Source organism: Pseudomonas sp. SDI (assembly GCF_003105155.1).
Taxonomy (GTDB): Bacteria; Pseudomonadota; Gammaproteobacteria; order Pseudomonadales; family Pseudomonadaceae; genus Aquipseudomonas.
In genome coordinates, this window is sequence record NZ_QETK01000021.1 from 51,302 (window position 1) to 74,238 (window position 22,937).

Annotated in this window: 26 protein-coding genes and 3 tRNA genes; 7 read left to right on the forward strand and 22 right to left on the reverse strand. The window is 59.7% G+C overall.

Translation table 11 applies throughout. The annotated features are described in order from the left end of the window. Positions 1-11 precede the first annotated feature (11 nt). The 19 genes from DCO48_RS15115 to DCO48_RS15205 all read right to left on the reverse strand — a co-directional run bounded on the left by DCO48_RS15115 (position 12) and on the right by DCO48_RS15205 (position 14,772). Positions 12-881, reverse strand: coding sequence for an oxaloacetate decarboxylase (locus tag DCO48_RS15115; RefSeq protein WP_116551423.1), 870 nt, complete (start codon positions 879-881; stop codon positions 12-14). A gap of 227 nt (positions 882-1,108) precedes the next feature. Beyond that, positions 1,109-1,184 (reverse strand) — tRNA-Lys (locus tag DCO48_RS15120). 61 nt (positions 1,185-1,245) lie between these two features. Beyond that, the gene (gene queC / locus DCO48_RS15125; RefSeq protein ID WP_116551424.1) at positions 1,246-1,920 is read right to left on the reverse strand and encodes a 7-cyano-7-deazaguanine synthase QueC; all 675 of its coding nucleotides are present in this window, start codon (positions 1,918-1,920) and stop codon (positions 1,246-1,248) included. A 15-nt stretch (positions 1,921-1,935) separates the two neighbouring features. Beyond that, entirely contained in the window at positions 1,936-2,583 is a 648-nt protein-coding gene (gene queE, locus DCO48_RS15130; protein ID WP_116551425.1) for a 7-carboxy-7-deazaguanine synthase QueE, read from the reverse strand. A 163-nt stretch (positions 2,584-2,746) separates the two neighbouring features. Then, positions 2,747-3,586, reverse strand: a complete 840-nt coding sequence (gene ybgF / locus DCO48_RS15135; protein ID WP_116551426.1) for a tol-pal system protein YbgF — start codon at positions 3,584-3,586, stop codon at positions 2,747-2,749. 6 nt (positions 3,587-3,592) lie between these two features. Continuing rightward, positions 3,593-4,090, reverse strand: a complete 498-nt coding sequence (gene pal / locus DCO48_RS15140) for a peptidoglycan-associated lipoprotein Pal (protein ID WP_042121796.1) — start codon at positions 4,088-4,090, stop codon at positions 3,593-3,595. 52 nt (positions 4,091-4,142) lie between these two features. Further along, on the reverse strand, positions 4,143-5,393 hold the full coding sequence (gene tolB / locus DCO48_RS15145) for a Tol-Pal system beta propeller repeat protein TolB (protein WP_256584077.1): 1,251 nt from the start codon (positions 5,391-5,393) through the stop codon (positions 4,143-4,145). Between the two features lie 47 nt (positions 5,394-5,440). Continuing rightward, the gene (gene tolA, locus DCO48_RS15150; protein ID WP_116551428.1) at positions 5,441-6,523 is read right to left on the reverse strand and encodes a cell envelope integrity protein TolA; all 1,083 of its coding nucleotides are present in this window, start codon (positions 6,521-6,523) and stop codon (positions 5,441-5,443) included. Beyond that, entirely contained in the window at positions 6,523-6,975 is a 453-nt protein-coding gene (tolR, locus tag DCO48_RS15155) for a protein TolR (protein ID WP_065761580.1), read from the reverse strand. The genes tolA and tolR overlap by 1 nt, the downstream gene beginning before the upstream one ends. 14 nt (positions 6,976-6,989) lie before the next feature. Continuing rightward, positions 6,990-7,685 (reverse strand): protein TolQ, encoded by a 696-nt coding sequence (gene tolQ, locus DCO48_RS15160; RefSeq protein ID WP_038613859.1) that lies wholly within the window; start codon positions 7,683-7,685, stop codon positions 6,990-6,992. A gap of 2 nt (positions 7,686-7,687) precedes the next feature. Continuing rightward, a complete protein-coding gene (gene ybgC, locus DCO48_RS15165; RefSeq protein ID WP_116551429.1) occupies positions 7,688-8,143 on the reverse strand; it encodes a tol-pal system-associated acyl-CoA thioesterase in 456 nt (151 codons plus the stop codon). Between the two features lie 124 nt (positions 8,144-8,267). After that, positions 8,268-9,323, reverse strand: coding sequence for a Holliday junction branch migration DNA helicase RuvB (gene ruvB / locus DCO48_RS15170; protein ID WP_116551430.1), 1,056 nt, complete (start codon positions 9,321-9,323; stop codon positions 8,268-8,270). After that, positions 9,324-9,932 carry a Holliday junction branch migration protein RuvA gene (gene ruvA, locus DCO48_RS15175; RefSeq protein WP_116551431.1) on the reverse strand — a complete coding sequence of 203 codons (609 nt, stop codon included), beginning with the start codon at positions 9,930-9,932 and terminating at the stop codon, positions 9,324-9,326. A 117-nt stretch (positions 9,933-10,049) separates the two neighbouring features. Continuing rightward, complete coding sequence (gene ruvC / locus DCO48_RS15180; protein ID WP_116551432.1) at positions 10,050-10,574, reverse strand: crossover junction endodeoxyribonuclease RuvC; 525 nt, start codon at positions 10,572-10,574, stop codon at positions 10,050-10,052. Positions 10,575-10,691: 117 nt separating this feature from the next. Beyond that, the gene (locus DCO48_RS15185) at positions 10,692-11,438 is read right to left on the reverse strand and encodes a YebC/PmpR family DNA-binding transcriptional regulator (RefSeq protein ID WP_116551433.1); all 747 of its coding nucleotides are present in this window, start codon (positions 11,436-11,438) and stop codon (positions 10,692-10,694) included. A 101-nt stretch (positions 11,439-11,539) separates the two neighbouring features. Then, on the reverse strand, positions 11,540-13,315 hold the full coding sequence (gene aspS, locus DCO48_RS15190; RefSeq protein ID WP_116551463.1) for an aspartate--tRNA ligase: 1,776 nt from the start codon (positions 13,313-13,315) through the stop codon (positions 11,540-11,542). Between the two features lie 94 nt (positions 13,316-13,409). Then, positions 13,410-13,631 (reverse strand): FmdB family zinc ribbon protein, encoded by a 222-nt coding sequence (locus DCO48_RS15195; protein WP_116551434.1) that lies wholly within the window; start codon positions 13,629-13,631, stop codon positions 13,410-13,412. A 111-nt stretch (positions 13,632-13,742) separates the two neighbouring features. Then, entirely contained in the window at positions 13,743-14,072 is a 330-nt protein-coding gene (locus DCO48_RS15200) for a ribbon-helix-helix domain-containing protein (RefSeq protein ID WP_116551435.1), read from the reverse strand. 229 nt (positions 14,073-14,301) lie between these two features. Beyond that, complete coding sequence (locus DCO48_RS15205) at positions 14,302-14,772, reverse strand: Dps family protein (protein ID WP_116551436.1); 471 nt, start codon at positions 14,770-14,772, stop codon at positions 14,302-14,304. A gap of 301 nt (positions 14,773-15,073) precedes the next feature. Between DCO48_RS15205 and DCO48_RS23090 the strand changes: the two genes are divergently transcribed. Continuing rightward, a complete protein-coding gene (locus DCO48_RS23090) occupies positions 15,074-15,661 on the forward strand; it encodes a cold-shock protein (RefSeq protein ID WP_116551437.1) in 588 nt (195 codons plus the stop codon). A 63-nt stretch (positions 15,662-15,724) separates the two neighbouring features. Here DCO48_RS23090 and DCO48_RS15215 read toward each other — a convergent pair whose 3' ends face one another. Continuing rightward, positions 15,725-15,934 (reverse strand): SlyX family protein, encoded by a 210-nt coding sequence (locus DCO48_RS15215; RefSeq protein WP_116551438.1) that lies wholly within the window; start codon positions 15,932-15,934, stop codon positions 15,725-15,727. A 2-nt stretch (positions 15,935-15,936) separates the two neighbouring features. Continuing rightward, positions 15,937-16,359: an HIT domain-containing protein gene (locus tag DCO48_RS15220; protein ID WP_116551439.1), complete on the reverse strand. Its 423-nt coding sequence runs from the start codon at positions 16,357-16,359 to the stop codon at positions 15,937-15,939. Positions 16,360-16,406: 47 nt separating this feature from the next. On the opposite strand from DCO48_RS15220, the gene DCO48_RS23000 reads away from it, so the two are divergent. From DCO48_RS23000 to DCO48_RS15235, 4 genes are all read left to right on the forward strand, one after another. After that, positions 16,407-16,538 (forward strand): hypothetical protein, encoded by a 132-nt coding sequence (locus DCO48_RS23000; RefSeq protein ID WP_256584078.1) that lies wholly within the window; start codon positions 16,407-16,409, stop codon positions 16,536-16,538. 619 nt (positions 16,539-17,157) lie between these two features. Beyond that, entirely contained in the window at positions 17,158-18,465 is a 1,308-nt protein-coding gene (locus tag DCO48_RS15225; protein WP_116551440.1) for an OprD family porin, read from the forward strand. A gap of 165 nt (positions 18,466-18,630) precedes the next feature. Next, positions 18,631-20,346: a proline--tRNA ligase gene (locus DCO48_RS15230; protein WP_116551441.1), complete on the forward strand. Its 1,716-nt coding sequence runs from the start codon at positions 18,631-18,633 to the stop codon at positions 20,344-20,346. A gap of 20 nt (positions 20,347-20,366) precedes the next feature. Continuing rightward, complete coding sequence (locus DCO48_RS15235; RefSeq protein ID WP_116551442.1) at positions 20,367-21,320, forward strand: hypothetical protein; 954 nt, start codon at positions 20,367-20,369, stop codon at positions 21,318-21,320. A gap of 41 nt (positions 21,321-21,361) precedes the next feature. On the opposite strand, the gene dinB is transcribed toward DCO48_RS15235, so the two are convergent. Beyond that, positions 21,362-22,426, reverse strand: a complete 1,065-nt coding sequence (dinB, locus tag DCO48_RS15240) for a DNA polymerase IV (protein ID WP_116551464.1) — start codon at positions 22,424-22,426, stop codon at positions 21,362-21,364. A 223-nt stretch (positions 22,427-22,649) separates the two neighbouring features. Here dinB and DCO48_RS15245 point away from each other — a divergent pair. Next, a tRNA-Met gene (locus DCO48_RS15245) sits at positions 22,650-22,726 on the forward strand. A gap of 131 nt (positions 22,727-22,857) precedes the next feature. Beyond that, positions 22,858-22,934, forward strand: a tRNA-Met gene (locus tag DCO48_RS15250). The last annotated feature ends 3 nt before the right edge of the window (positions 22,935-22,937 follow it).

The following is a 22,937-nucleotide window of genomic DNA, read 5'->3' on the forward strand; positions in this document are numbered from 1 at the left end:
CGACGTGCCGGTTATTCGTTGACGTCCATGAACTGGCTTGCCCAGTCGATGTAATCGCCCGGCAAGGTATAGGTATGGGTCAGCTCGGTGGCACTCAGGTCGGAGGCACGACTGGTGATACGACGCTGTTCGCGCAGGCAATCATAGGTGGCCTTGATCGCAGCGAAGTACGCGCCGTGACCGTCCACCGCGATCCGCACCCCCAGTTCGGCGAGGCGGTTGTCGTCGTGCAGTTGCGGATTGCCGTAGGTCACCAGCATCAACGGAATGGAGACATGCCGGGCGATCTGCTCCAGATGCTCGAAATCACGAATACCGACGATGCACACACCGTCAGCGCCAGCGTTCTGATAGGCCACGGCACGCTCAATGACTTCCGCGGTCGGGATCACCGCGGCGTTGGTCCGGGCGATGATGCACAGCTCGGGATCGACACGGGCTTCGAGCGCCGCACGGACCTTGCCGACACCTTCGGCAATGCTGATCAGGTCGGTGGACTTACGCCCGAACTGGGCGGGCAGCAGAGTGTCTTCGATGGTCAGCGCGGCAACCCCGGCGCGCTCCAGCTCGGTGATCGTGCGCATCACGTTCAGCGCGTTGCCGTAGCCATGGTCGGCGTCGGCAATGACCGGCAACTGCGCCACCCGGCCGATACGCGTGGCTTGTTCAGCGAATTCGCTGAGGGTGATCAGGGCAAAGTCCGGAGCTGCCAGTACCTGTAGCGACGCGACCGAACCACCGAGAATACCGACTTCGAAACCGAGGTCGGCAGCAATACGCGCCGACATGGGGTCGAACACGGACGCCGTGTGGTAGCAGACAGGGGACGCGAGGAGTTTACGAAAGGCACGGCGCAAATCTTGGTGGGAGGCTCTAGACATGATCATTCCAGTTTTTCGTCTTCAATTCTGCAGGGGAACATATCACCCCAGAACCGGGTTCCGACAGCGTCAGGCCGGGGCTGTGAAGAAATTTTCATGGCCTGGCGCGAGCAACCGACGAACAGCCAGAGACGAGCGAAATACACGAGGGGAGGTTTGCGTATTTACCGAAGCCGAAAACGAAAAAACCCGCCTCTTTTCAGAGGCGGGTTTTTTCTTACTGCATATGGTGGGTCGTGTAGGATTCGAACCTACGACCAATTGGTTAAAAGCCAACTGCTCTACCAACTGAGCTAACGACCCGTTGGATGGCGCGTATAATACTGATTTCTAACAGGAAATCAACACCCCATCGCAAAATAATTTAAAAATATCGTGTTGGGTCCGCTACACCGGCCGATTTGAAGCCGTCGGCGCGCAGCCGACAGCTGTCGCACTTGCCACAGGCACGGCCGTGGTCGTCGGCCTGATAGCAGGAAACCGTGAGGCTGTAGTCGACGCCGCGGGCCATACCGGCCTGGACGATCTGCGCCTTGCTGAGGTTCTGCAGCGGCGCCTGAATACGGAAGCCCTGCCCTTCGACCCCAGCCTTGGTCGCCAGGTTAGCCATGCGCTCGAAGGCCTCGACGAACTCCGAACGGCAATCCGGGTAGCCGGAATAGTCCACCGCGTTGACCCCGATGAAAATATCACGCGCGTTCAGCACCTCGGCCCAACCCAATGCCAGCGACAGGAACACTGTGTTGCGCGCCGGCACGTAGGTTACCGGGATTCCTTCGCTCGGCGCTTCCGGCACATCGATGCTGCTGTCGGTCAGGGCCGAACCACCAATGCCATCCAGGTTCAGGCCGATCACCTTGTGCTCGACCACGCCCAGGTCACGGGCCACCCGCGCTGCCGCGTCGAGCTCGGCACGATGGCGCTGCCCATAGTCGAAGCTCATGGTGTAGCAGCTGTAGCCTTCAGCCTTGGCCATGGCAACCACGGTGGCCGAGTCCAGGCCACCGGACAACAGAATTACCGCACGTTTCTCAGTCATTGCATTGCTCTCCTGTCAGCGTCCCGGCTCGTCGTTCCACAGCAGCTTGTGCAACTGCATCTGAAAACGTACCGGCAAATTATCAGCCACGATCCAATCGGCCAGGGCAGTCGCACTCACTTGATGATGGCTCGGCGAAAACAACACGTCGCCGGCACGCTGCTCCAGACCATACTGGATCAGCTTGGATACCGCCCAGTCATAGTCTTCGCGCGAGCAGATGACGAACTTGACCTGGTCGTTGCGGGTCAGCAGTTCAATGTTTTCGTAACGATTGCGGTGCATCTCGGCCGAGCCTGGCGTCTTCAAGTCGACCACCCGGCTAACCCGCGTGTCGACCTGGGCAATATCCAGCGCGCCGCTGGTTTCCAGTGACACCTCGTAACCGGCGTCGCAGAGCTGCTTGAGCAATGGGATGGCGTTGGGCTGGGCCAACGGCTCGCCACCGGTCACACACACGTAGCGCGGTTTGAAGCCAGCCACTTGTTCGAGGATCGAGTCGAGCGTGCGAACGGTGCCGCCGCTGAAGGCGTAGGCGCTGTCACAGTACTGGCAGCGCAAAGGGCAGCCAGTGAGGCGTACAAATACCGTGGGCAGCCCAGCGGTACGCGTTTCACCCTGCAACGAGTAAAAAACTTCGGTAATGCGTAATGTGTCTTGCATAGTCGCCACGGGCGTAACAGCTAAACAGGCTGTCCGCCTCCGTTAGGCACCGCTGCGAACCCGGCATCGCGTCATTCGCAGCAGCGTAGTCAAATAAAGGGCGCAAATTCTAACGAAAAAACCCGCGACAAGCGCGGGTTTCTTGAAAAAATTGACTCAGTGGTCAGAGACGCTGCAGATCACGCTGGGCCAATTGCGCCGCAGAAGTGCCCGGATACTGGGTCACAACTTGTTGCAGTATACCCTTGACCCGGTCGACATGCCCCAGGCGACGCTCGACGTCGGCCAGCTTGTACAGCGAGTCAGGCACCTTGTTGTGCTTGGGATACAGCTGGCTGACCTTGGCAAACGCCTGACCGGCAGCTTGCAAATCGCCCTTGGCCAGGTTCACTTCACCCAACCAGTACTGCGCGTTGCCGGCGTACTGGCTGTTCGGGTATTTGCGCAGGAAGGCATTGAACGCCTGACTGGCCTTGTCGAAATCCTTGGCTTTGATCAAGTCGAAAGCAGCATCGTAGTAGAGCTTCTCTTTCGCTGGATCACCAGGTTCGCTACTGGCTGCGGGTTGTTGCGCGGCAGCGGTACCTGCGCCTGCGGCCGCACCGGCAGCAGCACCGGCGGCGTTGGTATCGCCACCCGTGGAAGAATTCTCGGGAGCCGTGGCAGGTGCGCCACCGGTTCCAATGCGCCGATCCAGGTCCTGGTAACGCTCCAGGCCTTCCTGTTTCATGCGCGCGACATCGTTTTGCAACTCTTCGATGACGCCTTGTTGGCGAGCTATCTGCTCCTGCATCTGCTGCAGTTGCATGAACAGCTGGCCCTGTGCCGAGGCAGGGGCCGTAACCCCTCCCCCGGCATAGGCGCCGTTCGTACCGTAACCCGCAGGCGGATAACTGCTTGCGCCGTTATAGCCAGCGTTGTCTTCAACAACAGGAACCTCAGCCCAAGCCACGAGGGGCAGGGTGAGAGCCAGGACAGTTACAGCACGACGGCACGTTCGCATATCGAATTACTTACGCAGTTCGACGCGACGGTTTTGAGCCCAGGATTGCTCGTCGTTACCGGTAGCAACTGGACGCTCTTCGCCGTAGGAAACCAGTTCCAGTTGGGCTGGGGAAACGCCTTGCAGTACCAGGTAGCGCTGAACGGCTTTCGCACGACGCTCGCCCAGAGCCATGTTGTATTCGCGAGTACCACGCTCGTCGGTGTTACCTTCCAGGACGACGCGAGCGCCGTTGCCTTTCAGGTCCTTGGCATGAACGTCCAGAGCGCGCATGGCTTCTGGCTTCAGGTCCGAGCTGTCGTATTCGAAGTAGAAGGTGGTGATTGCGCGCAGAGCAGCTTCTTCGCTCAGGCTGCCGTCAACAGCGCCAGTGTTGGCACCGTAACCAGCGTTAGGATCAACAGCGCCTTCGCCAGCGTTGTCGCCGCCTTTCGAGGAGCAACCTACAGCTACAGCCATGGCCAGAGCCAGCGCAGCAAACTTACCAAACTTCAGCATTTCCATCGTGAAACTCCTAATGAACCCCAGTGTGTTAAGTACAACGTAAAGCGCCGCGTCAGTTCAGGTAAGGGGACCAGGACGGTTCTCTGACTTCGCCTTGAGCGGTAGGAAGTGGGAGCCTAACGCGTCCATTAAGGGATACGAGCATCAAGACTCCCCGGCCCTGCTGGCGGGTGGCGTAGATTAGCATGGTGCCGTTGGGCGCAACAGTAGGAGACTCATCAAGACTTGTTTCAGAGAGGATCTTTACACTACCTCGCTGCAAATCCTGAGCCGCCACCTTGAAGTTGGTGAAGCCTTGTTGACGATGAATCATCACCAGGGTCTTTTCGTCCGCCGACAGTTTCGGGTTGGCGTTGTAGTTGCCCACGAAAGTTACGCGTTCGGCGCCACCGCCGGAAACATTGGTTTTGTAGATCTGTGGCTTGCCACCGCGGTCGGAAGTGAAGTAGATGGTCGAACCATCTTTACCCCAGAACGGCTCGGTGTTGATGCCAGGGCCAGCGGTAACACGCTGCAACTGACGGGAGCCCATGTTCATCACATAGATGTCCGGGTTACCGTCCTTGGACAGCACGAACGCCAGGCGCGAACCATCTGGCGACCAGGCTGGCGCACCGTTCAGGCCTTCGAAGTTGGTGATCTGCTCACGGCGGCCAGTATCGATATGCTGCACAAAGATACGTGGACGCTTCTGCTCGAACGACACGTAGGCAATACGTTTGCCATCCGGCGCAAAGCGCGGCGACAGGATCGGCTCGCGCGATTGCAACAGGGTCACGGCCCGGGCACCGTCGTAGTCCGAACGTTGCAGGGTGTAACGCGTGTTGTTGGCCGAGAAGCGCTCGGCAGTCACGTACAGCATGCGCGTGGAAAACGCCCCCTTGATGCCGGTGAGCTTCTCGAACGACTGATCGGCAATGTAGTGCGACATGTCACGCAGTTGATCGACGCCGCCCGAGACGCTACCGGTCAGCACTTGCTGCTCGGTGGCGACGTTGAACAGGGCATATTGCACCTGCAGGCGACCGCCGGCCGGAACAATACTACCGACCATAACGTACTGGGCGCCCAAGGCTTTCCAGTCGCGGAAGATGACTTCGCTGGCCTGGGACGGCTGGCTGATCATGTTCTGACGCGGGATCGGCGAGTAGTAGCCGGAGTTACGCAGGTCATTGCCGATGATGTCGGCCATGTCCTCAGGCAACACGCTACCACCCTGCAGGCCGAACGGCACGACGGCGATCGGGGTCGCCCGATCGCTACCGCTGGTGACCAGAATGTTCTTTTCTTCTGCTACGGCCATCCCTGCTGCGCAGCAGAGAACGACAAGCAGTCCTCTAAGAAGGTTAATCACAAGGCTAGATCCTCAGGTGTGAATGTCATCTTGAATGAACGATAGGGATTGAATTCGCTCGGTTTCAAGCCCTGCATTTCGGTTAGACGGCCAATGTTCTTGACCGCCGCCACGGCGGAGCTGTCGAACGGACCGTCACCACTGGAGCGGGCTACGCTCACCGAGGTAATGGTGCCGTCTGGCAACATGCCAATCTGCAGGACCACCGTCATGTTCTTGCGCGCAGAAGGTGGTCGCGCCCAGCCTTCAGCCGCACGGACACGGATCAGGTCGTCGAAACTACCGGCTACCTGGTCACCTTGCTCGTCGGCCAGGGCCTGCTGCCGCTCGGTGGTGTCGGACAACAGCTCGGCCAGCGCCTGTGCCTTCTTGTCTTCCGCCGCCTTACGCGCTGCTTCCACTGCCTTCTTCTTGGCCGCATCGGCTGCGGCTTTCTTCTTGGCTTCTTCAGCCGCTTTTTTCTTCGCCTCTTCGGCGGCAACCTTCTTCGCGTCCTCGGCAGCCTTTTTCTTGGCGTCCTCGGCTGCTTTTTTCTTCGCCTCTTCCGCGGCCTGCTTCTTGGCCTCTTCCTCGGCCTTTTTCTTGGCTTCGTCTTCAGCTTTTTTCTTGGCGATATCGGCCAGCTGTTTCTCTTCAGCCTTTTTCGCTTCTTCGGCTTTCTTGGCTGCGTCGGCTTTCTTCGACTCGTCAGCCTTCTTCGCTTCCTCGGCTTTCTTCGCCTCGGCCGCCTCACGGGCCTCTTCGGCCTTTTGAGCCGCCTCTTCTTTCTTTTGTTCCGCAGCCTTCACCGCTTCCTGCTTCTGCTGCTCGACCTTCTTCTGCTCCAACTGCTCGACTTCGGTCTGGCGCGAAGCGGTTTTCTTCGCTTCACCGGCAATCTTCTGATTGGTCTGGGTAGTCGCCTGACTTTTCGATTTCAGCTGGTACAGGGTCGCCTGGACAATAGGCTTGGCCGGCGGCAGTTCGGGGGTCATGGCAAAGCTGACGAACAACATGCCGAACACCAGAACGTGCAGCGCGATGGCCCAGACACTGGGCCAGAAATAGCTTTCCGAGGCAGATGGCTCTCGCTGTTGCATCAGGGCGCCTCGGTAATCAGGCCAACGTTACCGACACCGGCCTTCTGCAACCCGCCCATGGCACCCATGACCGCGCCGTAGTCGACGGATTTGTCGCCACGGATGAAGACCTGGGTCTGTTTGCCCTGGTCGCGGCCGGCAGCGATGATCTTGGTCACCGCGTCGGTCATTTGCGGCAAGGTCATCGCCTTGTCCATCTGCTTATCGGTATCGACTTCGCTGCCAAGGTTCCAGTAGTAGGTCTTGTCAGCCTTGATCGAGATGGTCAGGACCTGAACGTTGTTGTCCTGCGGCAAGGCTTCGCTGGAAACCTTGGGCAGATCAACCTTCACACCCTGATTGAGCATCGGTGCGGTCACCATGAAAATGACCAGCAGTACCAACATCACGTCGATGTATGGCACCACGTTCATCTCGGCGACCGGCTTGCGTTTGTGGCGAACTCGGGCCATGGGCTTTTACCTGATCACTCTTCGCTGGTGTGCACTTTACGGTGCAGGATGGCCTGGAACTCATCGGCAAATGTGTAGTAACGACCGATCAGTACTTCACTGCGGGCAGCGAAGCGGTTGTAGGCGATTACCGCAGGGATTGCAGCGAACAGGCCGATCGCGGTGGCGATCAGTGCTTCGGCAATACCCGGGGCTACGGTGGCCAGAGTCGCTTGCTGGGCCGAGGCCAGGCCACGGAAGGAGTTCATGATGCCCCATACGGTACCGAACAGACCGATATACGGGCTGGTGGAGCCGACAGTGGCGAGGAACGGCAGGCTCTGCTCAAGCTTCTCTTCTTCGCGCGAGATGGCAACGCGCATGGCACGGCCAACCCCTTCCATGACCGCATCAGGGTCGACGCCAGGCTGCTGACGCAGACGGGAGAACTCCTTGAAGCCGGCACGGAAGACCTGCTCTACGCCCGAATCCGGGTCTGGGTTGCTGCCTGCCTGACGGTACAGTTTGGACAGGTCGATACCCGACCAGAAGCGCTCTTCAAAGCTTTCCAGCGCACGACGACCGGCACGCAGCATGGTGCTGCGTTGAAAAATCATGATCCATGAGGTCACCGATGCGGCCACCAGAACCAGCATTACCAGCTGCACCACGATGCTGGCATTGCTGACCAGGCTCCACATGGAGGTATGGTCGACGACGTTAGCTTCCACGCTTAATCTCCTGCAATTGTTTGATTACCCGTACCGCCCGCCTCGACAAAAGCTGCACGCAGCTCAGGGGGGATGGCTCGGGGTTTGAAAGTATCGGCGCGCACACAGGCCACCAGGAACTGCCCTTCGCAGAGCAGCGTTGCGTCACTCTCGCGCCAGACCTGCTGCACAAAGCGCAGGCTGGCACGGTTCAATTCAAGCACGTGTGCAGTCACCCGCAATTCGTCGTCCAGCCGCGCTGGCGCGTGGTAACGCGCCTCGGCCGAATGCACTACGAACAGGGTGTTCTGCTCCGCCATTGCCGACTGGGCAAAACCCAGATCGCGTAACCGCTCGGTGCGGGCACGCTCCATGAATTTCAGATAATTGACGTAATACACCACGCCGCCCGCATCGGTGTCCTCGTAATAGACGCGACAACGATGTGCGAACGGCTCAACCCCATTTTGCGCGCGCATACTCTAGTGCTAACTCCTCAGCTTGCCAATCCGCCGCCGCAACTGTTTTTGCGGATTATGTCGTATTGCCAGCGCTGCCACTGCGTGTCCGCCGGTAGGACCACAAAAACGCTGGATAAATCTGTCACTCATCGGCCTGCGCGGAAAAATCATCCGCACTCGACGCCTCGCTCATACGCTTGGGAAGATTCAGACCAAAATGCAGGTACGCGTGGCGGGTAACCACACGCCCACGCGGGGTGCGCATGATGTAACCCTGCTGGATCAGGTATGGCTCGAGCACGTCCTCGATGGTGTGGCGCTCTTCGCTGATGGCGGCAGCCAGACTGTCGACCCCCACCGGGCCACCGTCGAACTTCTCGATCATGGTCAGCAGCAGGCGACGGTCCTGATGGTCGAAACCGCGCTCGTCGACATCGAGCAGGTTCAACGCCATGTCGGCGACAGCCTTGGTGATATGGCCCTTGCCGCGCACTTCAGCGTAATCACGCACCCGCCGCAGCAGGCGGTTGGCGATCCGCGGCGTACCGCGCGCACGACGAGCGATTTCGTAGGCACCCTCATCTTCGATCGGCAGGCCAAGAATATTGCCGGAGCGACTGACAATGGTCGCCAGATCCGCGGTGCTGTAGAACTCCAGGCGCTGGACGATGCCGAAGCGGTCGCGCAACGGGTTGGTGAGCATGCCGGCACGGGTAGTGGCGCCAACCAGGGTAAAGGGCGGCAGGTCGAGCTTGATCGAGCGTGCGGCCGGCCCTTCGCCGATCATGATATCCAGCTGGAAGTCTTCCATGGCCGGGTAGAGCACTTCTTCGACCACCGGCGAAAGACGGTGTATCTCGTCGATGAACAGCACATCGTGCGGCTCCAGGTTGGTCAGCATCGCCGCCAGATCACCCGGACGTTCGAGGATCGGCCCGGATGTACTCTTGATCGACACCCCCATTTCCTGGGCAATGATGTTGGCCAGGGTGGTTTTGCCCAGGCCGGGCGGACCGAAGATCAGGGTATGGTCCAGCGACTCACTGCGCCCGCGTGCGGCGCGAATGAACAGGTCCATCTGCTCGCGCACCACCGGCTGACCAATGTATTCGGCCAGGCGCAACGGACGAATGGCCCGGTCCTGAACTTCTTCACGGTCACGTCCGCTGGCGGCTATCAGTCGATCGGCTTCGATCACTTAAATCATCCCCTTGAGGCTGCGGCGAATCAGCTCTTCACTGCTCAGGCCCTTGGCATCGACGGCGGCCACCGCCTTGCTGGCCTCCTGCGGTTTGTAACCCAGCGAGATCAGCGCACTGACCGCATCGGTCTCGGCACTGGAAACCGTCGGTAGCGGCAATGGCCCGTTCGGCACCAGGGCGAACATCGCCGGCGAGGTTTCCCAGGCCTTGAAGCGGTCCTTGAGCTCGACCAGCAAGCGTTCGGCGGTTTTCTTGCCGACCCCCGGCACCTTGACCAGTGCCGAGGCGTCCTGGGCCTGAACACAGCGTACCAGCTCGTCGACTTCAAGGCCCGACATCAGCGCCAGGGCCAGTTTCGGCCCAACGCCGTTCAGCCGGATCAATTCGCGGAACAGTTCGCGCTCGCGCTTTTCATGGAACCCATACAGCAGGTGGGCGTCTTCGCGCACCACCAGGTGGGTGTGCAGGGTCACCGTCTCGCCCAGTTTGGGCAGGCGATACAGTGTGGTCATCGGCACTTCCAGCTCATAGCCGAGGCCGTTGACATCAATAATCAAATGCGGCGGCTGCTTTTCAGCCAGGGTGCCGCGCAAACGTCCAATCACCTTCAGGTCCTTTCTCATGGGCGTCGACACACGGCCGACCGAGCCTGGCGACGCGCACGTGCGCCATGATTGCAGGCCGGCGCGTGCCGGCAAGCGAAAAATTGTGAGCTGATGCTATCAGAGTCGCAGGCGTCCGCTACGGCTACGCGCCGCGCCAAGACCATGCGGCAGCAGGCTGGAGCGCGTGTGCGCATGGCACAGAGCAATAGCCAGGGCGTCGGAGGCGTCGATTTGCGGCTTCTGGGTCAGCTTGAGCAGGTGCATCACCATCATCTGCACCTGCTCCTTGTTCGCCCCACCTGTGCCGGCGACCGCCTGCTTGACCTGGGTGGCGCTGTATTCGGCGATTTCCAGGCCCTCTTCAGCCGCCGCAACGATGGCTGCTCCGCGCGCCTGACCGAGCTTGAGCGCTGAATCGGCATTACGCGCCATGAACACCCGCTCGATGCCCATGGTCACCGGCCCATGCTGCTGGATAATCTCGCGCACGCCGCGATAAACAATGTGCAACCGCTCATGCAGCTCGCCACTGCCGGTACGGATACAACCGGAAGCCACATACTCGCACCCCCGCCCGCTGTGCCGCACCACACCGTAACCGGTAATGCGCGAACCGGGGTCGATACCAAGAATCAGAGTCATAACGCCTGCGCGAAAATGGGCACGCCAGCGCGCCACTTGAAAGACAGAAGCCGGAGCCCTCCTCAGTTGCAGGACTACTGAGGAGGGCTCCGGCCTCGAAACAGCCTGGGGTGTACCTTAGCCGAGTTTTTCCATGACTTCGTCAGGAATCTCCGCATTGGAATAGACGTTCTGCACGTCGTCCAGGTCCTCGAGCATATCGATCAGCTTGAGCACCTTTTGCGCGCCGTCCAGGTCCAGTTCGGCACTGGTGGTCGGCTGCATGACGATCTCGGCATCCGCCGCCTTGAAACCAGCTTCTTCCAGGGCATTGCGCACGGCATAGAAACTGGCAAACGAGGTGAACACGTCGAAGGAACCGTCTTCATTGCCGACCACGTCGTCAGCATCGGCCTCCATGGCCGCTTCCATCAGCGCATCCTCATCGACGCCAGCGGCAAAGCTGATCTGCCCCTTGCGTTCGAACAGGTAGGCCACCGAACCGTCGGTACCGAGGTTGCCACCGCACTTGCTGAAGGCATGCCGCACTGCCGCTGCCGTGCGATTACGGTTATCGGTCATGGCTTCAACCATGATCGCGACGCCACCCGGGCCGTAACCTTCGTAGCTGAGCTCCTCGACGTTGTCCGCCTCGGTGGCGCCAGCACCTCGGGCCACTGCCCGGTCGATGATGTCGCGGCTCATGTTCGCACCCAGGGCCTTGTCCAGCGCCAGACGCAACCGTGGGTTGGAGCCTGGATCGCCACCACCCTGCTTGGCAGCGACAGTCAGCTCACGAATCCACTTGGTGAAGATCTTGCCTCTCTTGGCATCCTGGCGCTCTTTGCGGTGCTTGATGTTCGCCCACTTGGAATGACCCGCCATACACAACTCCGAATTCTGCTTGAATCACGTTCCAACCTGCTCCAGGCAGGTTCCTGCCGGCTTAACGCAAAAGCGCATCCGAAGATGCGCCCCTGGCTGCCTTATTCTGCTTTCTGCGTTTCGCGCAGACGAATATGCAGTTCGCGCAATGCCTTGGCATCGACCAGGCCCGGCGCCTGAGTCATGACGCAGGCCGCGCTCTGGGTTTTCGGGAAGGCAATCACTTCACGAATCGACTGGGCGCCAGTCATCAGCATGACCAGGCGATCCAGACCAAAGGCCAGGCCGCCGTGTGGCGGTGCACCGAACTTCAGCGCGTCGAGCAGGAAGCCGAATTTCTCTTCCTGTTCTGCCGCCTCGATACCCAGCAGGCGGAACACCGCCTGTTGCATTTCCTTGCGATGGATACGGATCGAACCGCCACCCAGCTCGGTGCCGTTCAACACCATGTCGTAAGCGCGCGACAGGGCGGTAGCCGGGTTGGCCTCCAGTTCTGCCGGGGAGCACTTCGGTGCCGTGAACGGGTGGTGCAAGGCGGTGAAGCTGCCGTCGTCGTTCTCTTCGAACATCGGGAAGTCGACAACCCACATCGGTGCCCATTCGCAGGTCAGCAGGTTGAAATCGTTACCGACTTTGATCCGCAGCGCGCCAAGGGCTTCACTGACGATCTTGGCTTTGTCGGCACCGAAGAACACGATGTCACCGTCGACCGCACCGACGCGATCGAGGATCACGTTGAGGTTGGCCTCAGGGATGTTCTTGACGATTGGCGACTGCAGGCCTTCGACGCCTTTGGCGCGCTCGTTGACCTTGATGTAGGCCAGGCCCTTGGCACCGTAGATGCCGACGAACTTGGTGTACTCGTCGATGCGGCTGCGTGGCATGCTCGCACCGCCCGGTACGCGCAGAGCGGCAACACGGCTCTTCGGATCGTTGGCCGGGCCGGAGAACACCTTGAACTCGACGTCCTTGAGCTGATCGGCAACGTCGACCAGTTCCAGCGGGTTACGCAGGTCTGGCTTGTCGGAACCGTAGCGGCGCATGGCTTCTTCGAAGGTCATGTGCGGGAACTCGCCGAACTCCAGGTCCAGGACTTCCTTGAACAGCTTGCGGATCATGCTTTCGGTCAGGCCCATGATCTCGGACTCATCGAGGAAGCTGGTCTCGATGTCGATCTGGGTGAATTCCGGCTGACGGTCGGCGCGCAGGTCTTCGTCGCGGAAGCACTTGGCGATCTGGTAGTAGCGGTCGAAGCCGGCCACCATCAGCAATTGCTTGAACAGCTGAGGCGATTGCGGCAGGGCGAAGAAGCTGCCAGCGTGGGTACGGCTCGGCACCAGGTAGTCGCGCGCGCCTTCCGGGGTGGCCCGGGTCAGGATCGGCGTTTCAACGTCGAGGAAGCCGTTCTCGTCGAGGAAGCGACGGATGCTGGTGGTGATGCGCGAACGCAGGCGCAGCTTCTCGGCCATTTCCGGACGACGCAGGTCGATGAAGCGATAGCGCAGACGGGTTTCTTCGCCGACGTCGGAGTATTCGTTGAGCGGGAACGGCGGGGTTTCCGCTTCGTTCAGCACTTCCAACTCGTAACCCAGCACTTCGATGGCGCCGGAGGCCATGTTCGGGTTGACGGCGCCGGCCGGGCGCGGACGCACCTTACCGGTGACCTTGACCACGTACTCGCTGCGCACGCGGTCGGCAGCGGCGAAGCTGTCGGCACGATCCGGGTCGAAAACGACCTGGGCCATACCTTCGCGATCACGGATATCGAGGAAGATCACCCCGCCGTGGTCGCGACGACGATGGACCCAGCCGCAAAGGGTAATTTCCTGACCTTCCAGGCTCTCGTTCAGTTGGCCGCAATAGTGGCTGCGCATCATGATGGTGGTTTCGCTTCTCGTCATTCGGATGTTCGGTCAAGGCCTTGTCGGCCCAAAGGGTCCAGTGTGCAGGACCCCGACGGTTCAGTTCAACTCAGTCGGCCTTGTCGCCGCCTGCAAGATTCTTTTTGGCACCGGTCTTGAAGTCGGTCTCGTACCAGCCATTGCCACTCAGGCGAAAGCCCGGGGCCGAGATGACCTTCTTCAGCGCGGGGGCCTGACAGGCCGGACAATCGGTCAGCGGCGCCGCGCTCATTTTCTGAAGGACTTCCATCTGGTGGCTGCAGGAAGCGCATTGATAGTCGTACAAAGGCATGGACGTGTCTCGTTGTTCCCTGCGCGGTCCGCGCCACGCAGCAAAAAGCGGGATTATATATGGTTCACCGGGGCTGTGCAGCCCGACAACACCACCTCCCGCCCCAACGGTCTAGCTCGACGCATACGCCCCGAGCAGATGCACCACGCAGATTACCCTCACCAGACCGCTGAAATTCTTCACCCCGCCATAGCGCAGGTGTACCTGACGGTCGACATGCGAGAGTAGCGCATTCACCGAACACTGGTTGAGCGCAGCAATCCGCTCGAGAATATTCCAGTACACCGCTTCCAACCGCAGGCAGGTGGCGAAGCCGTTGAGCCGCACCGAGCGCGACAGCGGCTGGGCCAGGCCCATATTGAAATCAGCCTCGAAAGGATCGACCCCCGTGCGCTGAAAGTCGCCCGCCGACCGCGACCGCCGATTGATTACTTGAGACATAGCCGTACCACGCAATATCAGACCAGGACATCAACACATCGCAATGTGCTGAACTAGATGCGTGCTTATAAAGCGCCGCACAACCGAGCCGAACCAGCAGACGGAAATCATCGACATTGTAGGAATAGGCCAAAAAACGCCCTGTTTTGAAAACGCCGAGAATACTTTCCCGGCCCGCCCATAAAAAAGCCGGGCCTCTTCATAAGACCCGGCATTGGGCGTGAAACACTTACTGCGGCAGCAGCGAACGCAGCATCCACGCGGTTTTCTCATGAACCTGCATGCGCTGAGTCAGCAGGTCGGCGGTCGGCTCGTCGCTGACCTTGTCGGTCAACGGGAACAAGCTGCGCGCAGTTCGCACAACGGCCTCCTGACCGTCGACCAGCAGCTTGATCATTTCTTCCGCCGAAGGCACCCCTTGGGTTTCCTTGATCGAGGAATGCTCGGCATAGAAGGCATACGTTCCCGGTGCCGGGAAGCCCAACGCCCGAATACGCTCGGCAATCGAATCGACGGCCAGGGCCAGTTCGTTGTATTGCTCTTCGAACATCAGGTGCAAGGTGCGGAAACTGGGACCGGTGACGTTCCAGTGAAAGTTATGGGTTTTCAGATACAGAACATAGGTATCCGACAGCAGATTCGACAGGCCATCGGCAATGGACTTGCGATCGCCTTCGCTGATACCGATATCAATTGCCATATACATTCCTTCCTATGATGTTTGTTCAACACGTCAATCCAGCCCACTGTAGCAAGACTTCGCGCCTGCCGCAGCCTTGCCTGGTGCGCGTCGCTGCGACACAGCGCAGCACCCGGGCGACCGGGTGATTTGAGAAGCCGGGGGCTTTGCTGTTAAATAGACGGCGTGCCGTCATTGCCGAATAGTTCAGGGTAATGGCGCATAGGCTGAATGCCCCCACGCTTTGGCGTCTTTCATGTACCTGCGCACCGTGGTTTCAGCTCTTCCCGTGATCCGCCTTAATAATGTGAGTCAAACCACCATGTTCAAGATCGCCCACCTGGTGACGGGCGCAGCAGCATTGCTGCTTTGCGTCCTGCCAAGCCTGAGAGCCGCCGAGGCTCCCTTCCTGCAACAACCGGATGCCGTTCACCTGGCACTGTTCGGCCTGCTCAACCTGATCATCGCGCCCGCTGTGCCACACCACTACAAGGGCCTGCGTCAGTACTTGCAGGTTAGCGCCAGCGTGCTGCTGGTGCTGGCCGTGGTACTGCAAAGCGTTACCCTGCTGGCCACTCCCGAGTTGGGCACCCTGCCCGCGCTGGCGTGCGCCCTGCTTGCTGCCCTGCTGCACCTCGCGGCAGCCTTCAGCAAGCCGGCCCGTGCCCGCAGCCCAGCCCCGAGCTACGACATGAGCAAGCGTGATACCGGCACAGTCAAGTGGTTCAACACCTCCAAAGGCTTTGGATTCATCTCCCGCGACTCCGGCGACGACATCTTCGTGCACTTTCGCGCGATCCGTGGCGAAGGCCACCGCGTGCTGGTCGAAGGTCAACGGGTCGAATTCTCGGTGATGAACCGCGACAAGGGCCTGCAAGCCGAAGACGTGATCGCCGCGCCACGCCGCTGATCCCGCCGCACAAAAAAACCGCGACGGCAGGCATGCCGGTCGCGGTTTTTTTGTGCCCGGCTATTAATAGTGCGGCGGCGGCGCCTCTTCTTCGCTGACGCTGTATTGCCCGACCATTTCCTCGTAGCGCTTGAGCAAGGCGGCCATCTGCAACTGCAGCCGCTCAACCGCCTGCTGCTGCTGGAACAGCACATCGTTCAGGGTCTGGATCGTGTCGTCCTGAAAGGCCATGCGGCTTTCCAGGTCCATTACCCGATCTTCAAGCGTTGTCATGGTTACCTCGCAAACTGGAAGTCTTCGCCCAACACGCCATGCAACTGCTGGCGCAGGGTTGAAAGCTGTGCAGGAGAATATTCGATAGCAGGCTTATTACCCCAGACAGGGGCCGGCCAGGCAACATCGCCACGACGCCGCACGATCACATGCATATGCAGTTGGCTGACCACGTTGCCCAGGGTCGCCACATTCATCTTGTCGGCCGCGAAGCAGCGCTTAAGTGTCTCGGCCAGCGCAGTCGTCTCGTTCCAGAGTTGCTGCCGGTCACTGTCATCAAGTTGAAACAATTCGCTGACATCGGCACGCCGCGGCACCAGAATGAACCATGGATAGTTGGCATCCCTGCTCAGTAGCAGGCGGCACAGTGGAAAGTCCCCCAGCACATAGGTGTCCTGTTCAAGACGTGCATCCAAAGCAAACACAGAGCAACCTCCTCACACTTTCGATTGATACCCGCCATCAGCGAGCCATGCACGCAGGATACCGCCGAACCGCGCACACCGACACCGTCGACCGCCAGCCTGTGGCGCAATGCCTCGATCCGCTGCTGGTTTTCCAGGCCCGGCACCCGCTCCATGTCACCCGCGGCAAGGCTGGCTAGGCGAAAACGCTACTTTTCGCACCAAAATAGCGCCACGCGCCCCGGATGTGCACAACCGACATCCGCAAACTACCCAACTGCCCCGGGTAACGGTAACGCTTTGACTTCAAAGTCCAAATTTTGACTTATTCCGCAACGTGCTCTGCGCCCTAACCAAAAGATCTTACGACCCCGTGTTTTCGGGGGTTTTCCGGCCCTGGCGCGGTCAAATGTGAAAATTTCATGAACCTACACGCGTTTGAGCACGCTTGTTGCATTATCCCCAGCCAACGTCGGCACCGGGCCTGCAGTACCGCTGAAGTGCGACAAATAACAACAGCGGCATGGGTAACCAGGGAGTTTTGGCATCAAGGACTTAGCGTATTTTTTCCTATCCTTATGCCACTTTAAACAGCGCTGGAGTTGTACGGCCCGCCACACTCGGGGCGTGATTTGCGACAGGGACATAACTGTTTGCGACGTGACCGTAAAGTTGTCGAAAGGTTCATTTCGCAAGTATCGCCAACAAGAGCAAGCGTGATATACATTCCCGCCGACTCAAACAAGAAAGAGCCACCCCGATAAAAAAACCAACGGGGCATGGTAGTAATCTTCCTAAAAACCAAAGGAGCAAATCACGATGCGCGTGATGAAGTGGAGCATAATCGCCCTGGCCGTAGCGGCAGGCACCTCGCAAATGGCAATCGCGTCTTCCCAGGATGAATCCAAAGGATTCATCGAAGATAGCAGCCTCGTCATCAAAAACCGCCTGCTGTACATGAATCGCGACTACCACAACGGTTCCTCGGTCGCCAACAAAAAGGCCGGCCTGCGCAACTCCTACTTCGAAGAACTGGGCCTCGGTACTCGCGTACTGTACGAGTCGGGCTTCACCCAGGGTACTGTCGGCTTCGGTGTCGATGCCCACACCCTTAGCAGCACCAAGCTGGACACCGGCCGTGGCCGCACCCGCGGTGCCGACCAATTCGCCACCAATAGCGAAGGTCGTGCCGAGGACACCCAGTCCGAAGCCGGCGGTGCCGTCAAACTGCGCCTGTCCAGCACCGTGCTGAAATACGGCAACATGGTCACCGAAAGCCCTGTCTTCGCCACTGACGACAGCCGCATCCTGCCGGAAATCGCTACCGGTACCATGATCACCAGCAACGAGATCAAGGACCTGACCCTGAACGTTGGTCGCTTCACCGCGATGAGCAGCCAGGTGCAGACCGGTCACGACAGCCTGACCCAGAGCGGTGCAACCCTGAAGTCGGCCAACATTTTCGGCGCCGCCTACAAGTTCACCGACAATCTGAGCGCTGCGTTCCACGCCTCGGACGTCGAAGATTTCTGGAAGAAACAATACGTCAACGTAAACTGGGCACTGCCACTGTCGGACGGCCAAGGCCTGACCTTCGACTTCAACGCCTACCGCAGCAAGGATGACGGCCAGAAACTGGCTGGCAACCTGGACAACAAGGTCTGGAGCCTGTTCAGCGGCTACACCATCGGCGCTCACACCTTCAGCCTGGGCTACCAGCAGTCCTCCGGCCCTACCGGTTACAACTACGGCATCGACGGCAACGGCACCGTGTTCCTGGGTAACTCCGTACAGATATCCGACTTCGTTGGCCCGAACGAGCGTTCGTACCAGGCTCGCTATGACCTGAACATGGCCGAATACGGCGTTCCAGGCCTGAGCTTCATGACCCGCTACATCACTGGTAAGGACATCCAGCTCGAAAATGACGACGGCAGCAACGCCCAAGGCAAAGAGCACGAGTGGAACCTGGAGGTCAAATACGTGATCCAGGAAGGCCCGGCCAAGGACCTCTCCAGCCGCCTGCGTTTCTCGCAGAACCGTGCAAACGGTGTCGAGAACGCTGCCAACTACGAAGACATGACCGACATCCGCCTGATCTTCGACTACCCGATCAGCATCCTGTAAGCCCCGCGCTCACAGATGCGACTCCGAAAAAGCCCGGCACTGCCGGGCTTTTTCCTTTCCGGTGATCCACTTACCGCAGTTTCAGGCTCTGCCATCCTATACGTCGCCGAATCGCCCCCGTACAATGCGGGGTCATTTCAGTTAAGCAACCGACAACGGCCTACCATGCGCACCAGTCAATATTTGCTCGCCACACAAAAAGAAACTCCGTCCGACGCGGTCGTTATCAGCCACCAGCTGATGCTGCGTGCCGGCATGATCCGCAAGCTCGCCTCCGGCCTCTACACCTGGTTGCCGATGGGTCTGCGAGTGATGCGCAAGGTCGAAGCCGTGGTTCGCGAGGAAATGAACGCTGCCGGCGCCCTGGAAGTGCTGATGCCAGCCATCCAGCCGGCCGAACTGTGGCAGGAATCCGGCCGCTGGGAACAATACGGCCCTGAGCTGCTGCGCCTGCGCGACCGCCACAACCGTGAGTTCTGCGTGGGCCCGACCCACGAGGAAGTCATCACCGACCTGGCCCGCAACGAGCTGAACAGCTATAAGCAGTTGCCACTGAACATGTACCAGATCCAAACCAAATTCCGTGACGAGATCCGCCCGCGCTTCGGCCTGATGCGCGGTCGCGAGTTCATCATGAAGGACGCCTACTCCTTCCACGCCGACCAGGCATCGCTGCAGGTCACCTACGACCGCATGCACCAGGCCTATTGCAACATTTTCACCCGCCTGGGCCTGAACTTCCGTCCAGTGCAGGCCGACACCGGCTCGATCGGTGGCAGTTGGTCCCATGAATTCCATGTACTGGCAGAGTCCGGTGAAGACGACGTGATCTTCAGCGACAGCTCCGACTACGCCGCCAACATCGAGAAGGCCGAAGCCATCCCGCGCGAAACCGTGCGCCCAGCGCCTACCGAAGCGCTGCGCCTGGTCGATACGCCGGACGCCAAAACCATCGCCGAACTGGTCGAGGGTTACGGCGTGCCGATCGAACGCACTGTCAAGACCCTGATCGTCCACGCCGCCGAAGAAGGCAAGCTGATTGCCCTGGTGGTCCGTGGCGACCACGAGCTGAACGAGATCAAGGCCGCCAACCTGCCACAGGTTGCCAGCCCATTGGTCATGGCCAGCGATGCCGAGCTGCGTGCCGCTATCGGCGCCGGTGCAGGCTCCCTGGGCCCACTGAACCTGCCGCTGCCGTGCATCATCGACCGCTCGGTCGCCCTGATGAGCGACTTCGGCGTCGGCGCCAACATCGACGACAAGCACTACTTCGGCGTGAACTGGGAACGCGACCTACCCCTACCGGAAGTGGCCGACCTGCGTAACGTCGTTGCCGGCGACCCAAGCCCGGACGGCAAAGGCACGCTGCTGATCAAGCGCGGCATCGAAGTCGGCCACATCTTCCAGCTCGGCACCAAGTACAGCGAAGCGCTGAAGTGCCAGGTGCTGGGCGAGAACGGCAAGCCGGTCACCCTGGCCATGGGCTGCTACGGCATCGGCGTCTCGCGCGTGGTGGCTGCCGCCATCGAGCAGAACAACGACGAAAAGGGCATTATCTGGAGCGACACCCTGGCGCCCTTCCAGATCGCCCTGGTACCGCTGCGCTATGAAACCGAAGAAGTCCGCGCGGCCACCGACAAGCTGTATGCCGAGCTGACCGCTGCCGGTTTTGAAGTCCTGCTGGACGACCGCGACAAGAAGACCAGCCCGGGCATCAAGTTCGCCGACATGGAACTGATCGGTATTCCACACCGCATCGTCGTCAGCGACCGCGGCCTGGCCGAAGGCAAGCTGGAATACAAGCATCGCACCGAAAGCGAGGCCCAGGCCTTGCCGCTGGACGAGGTTCTGTCGTTCCTGCAAGCCCGTATTCGTCGCTGATAGCCAATACAAGAGTAATCATGTTCAAGCGAAGTACCTTTACCTTCGGGGGCGCCGCCTTGTGCGGCGCCTTGTTCCTCAGCGGCTGCGCCAACCAGATGTCGCAGCGCAGCGAGCACGAGGAACGTATCGAGCGCAAGCTGCTCGAACACAGCCTGCAGATCGATGTCGGAGACCCCAAGGTACTCGAACTGCCGCAACGACGTGTGCGCATTCATGAACAGAAAAACTTCGAAGTCACCGAGTTCGAAGTAACGCGCCGTTATGATCGCTACACGCCGTACCAGCCATGGCGGGAAATCTACGAGATTCCGCTGGGCGCAGTGGCGGTGGTGGCCGGGATCGGCGCCAACGTGGTGAACGTATTTGCCCTGGGCAACCTGCCCGACAGCGTTACCCATGACTGGCTGAGCTATGGCTTTGCCGGGCTCAACCCGTTCATGAACACGCAGTCCAACGGCCGCGCGCAGCAGAACCTGGCGGCCATCGACGAGGTCCAGAAGGACAAGCGCAAGGAATACACCAGCCTGCCGTGGAACGAACGCCCAGTAGAGGTCAAGGCCGGCAAGACCATCCATGAGCTGAGCACCGACCGCAATGGCGTGTTGCGCCTGAACCTGCTGGACAGCCCGTTCAGCGAACAGAACCTGACCCACGTCGGCACCCTGCACCTGTCGGTGGTCGATGAGGACAACAATGTTCGCTCCGACGCCAGCCTGCTGATCAGCCCGTCGCTGCGCGGCAAGCTGCTTGAGGCGCACGAACTGATTTACGAAGACCTGGAAGACGACGAGGTGAGCCAATGGGTGCACCGCGTCAAACGCCTGTCGGAGCTGGGCCTTGAAGAAGAGGCGAGCGAGCTTGAACAGAGCTTGATCGAGCTGACCCGCAACGACCCGGAGCTGCAACAGGAGTTTCTCCAGGCACTGACCAAGGATGGTGGCCGCCTGGTCGCCGACCCTGGCACTCATTGATATCGCTGCACCCTTCACAGGCCCCGTCGGGGCCTGTGTCGCTATGGCGAACCGAACAACTCCAGTTGCTCGTGCGCGCCGCGTAAATCCTGCAAACGCACGCCAATTCCCAGCAACCTGACCGGCTTGCCACCTCGCGCGAACGCCTGGCTCAACAGCAACTGGTAGCTACCAAGGTCGCGTCCTGCCCCGCTCTGCTCCAGGGTGGTCTGGCTGAAATCATGAAATTTGACCTTCACGAATGGCTTGCCTGGGCGGTAGCCGCTGTCGAGGCGGCTCATGCGTAGCGCTAGGGTTTCCATCAATTCCGGTAATTTTTCCAGGCAACTGGCAAGATCCGGCAGGTCGTTGTCGTAGGTATTTTCGACACTTACCGATTGCCGACGGCTATCGGTATGCACCACGCGTTCGTCGATCCCCCGCGCCAGCCCCCACAGGCGCTCGCCGAACGAACCGAATTCACGTACCAGCGCCAGCCGCTCCCACTCGCGCAGGTGCTGGCAGGTGTCGATCCCCAGCCGATGCAGCTTGTCGGCAGTCACCTTGCCTACGCCATGCAGCTTGCTGACCGGCAACACCGCAACAAAGTCTTCGACCTCGGCCGGAGTAATCACGAACAAACCATTGGGTTTGCGCCAGTCGCTGGCGATCTTGGCCAGGAACTTGTTCGGCGCCACCCCGGCGGACACAGTGATGTGCAGCTTGTTTGAGACCTTGCGGCGGATCTCCTCGGCAATACGTGTGGCACTGCCGGCACAGCGCGGGCTATCGGAAACGTCCAGGTAGGCCTCGTCCAGCGACAGCGGCTCGATCAGCTCGGTGTACTCACGAAATATGTTGTGGATCTCCCGCGAGGCTTCTTTATAGGCATCCATGCGCGGCTTGACGATCAACAGGTCGGGGCACAGCTTCAGGGCATGGCGCGATGACATCGCCGAGCGTACCCCAAAGGCCCGCGCCTCGTAATTACAGGTGGCAATCACTCCGCGACGCTCGGCCGAGCCGCCAACCGCCAGTGGTCGAGCGGCCAGGCGTGGGTCGTCGCGCATCTCGATAGCTGCGTAGAAACAGTCGCAGTCGATGTGAATGATCTTGCGTTGGGACATGAGTGGCGGCATGCACTGTAAATTCATACAGATAGTAACCCACTCGCCCTACACACGGCATCACACCCTTCATTCGCCAGCCATCCCGCTGAAAGCAGCCCTGCAAACCACGCCCTGCCTGCTCCGCAGCCAATCCACCGGCGCTAAGCAATTGAACAAAAAGGATTTCTTCAAAATTAAAGTTGACACAGTCAGTTATATCTGTAGAATTCGATATCACAGGCGCGGGATGGAGCAGCCTGGTAGCTCGTCGGGCTCATAACCCGAAGGTCGTCGGTTCAAATCCGGCTCCCGCAACCAGATTCAGGAAAGGCCACTCTTACGAGTGGCCTTTTTCTTTGTCCGGCATTTAAGCTCCGGCAATTATTTCTTGAAAATCAATAATTAAGGATTGACAGCATCGCACAACGCTGTAGAATCCGCCCCACAGACGCGGGATGGAGCAGTCTGGTAGCTCGTCGGGCTCATAACCCGAAGGTCGTCGGTTCAAATCCGGCTCCCGCAACCAAAC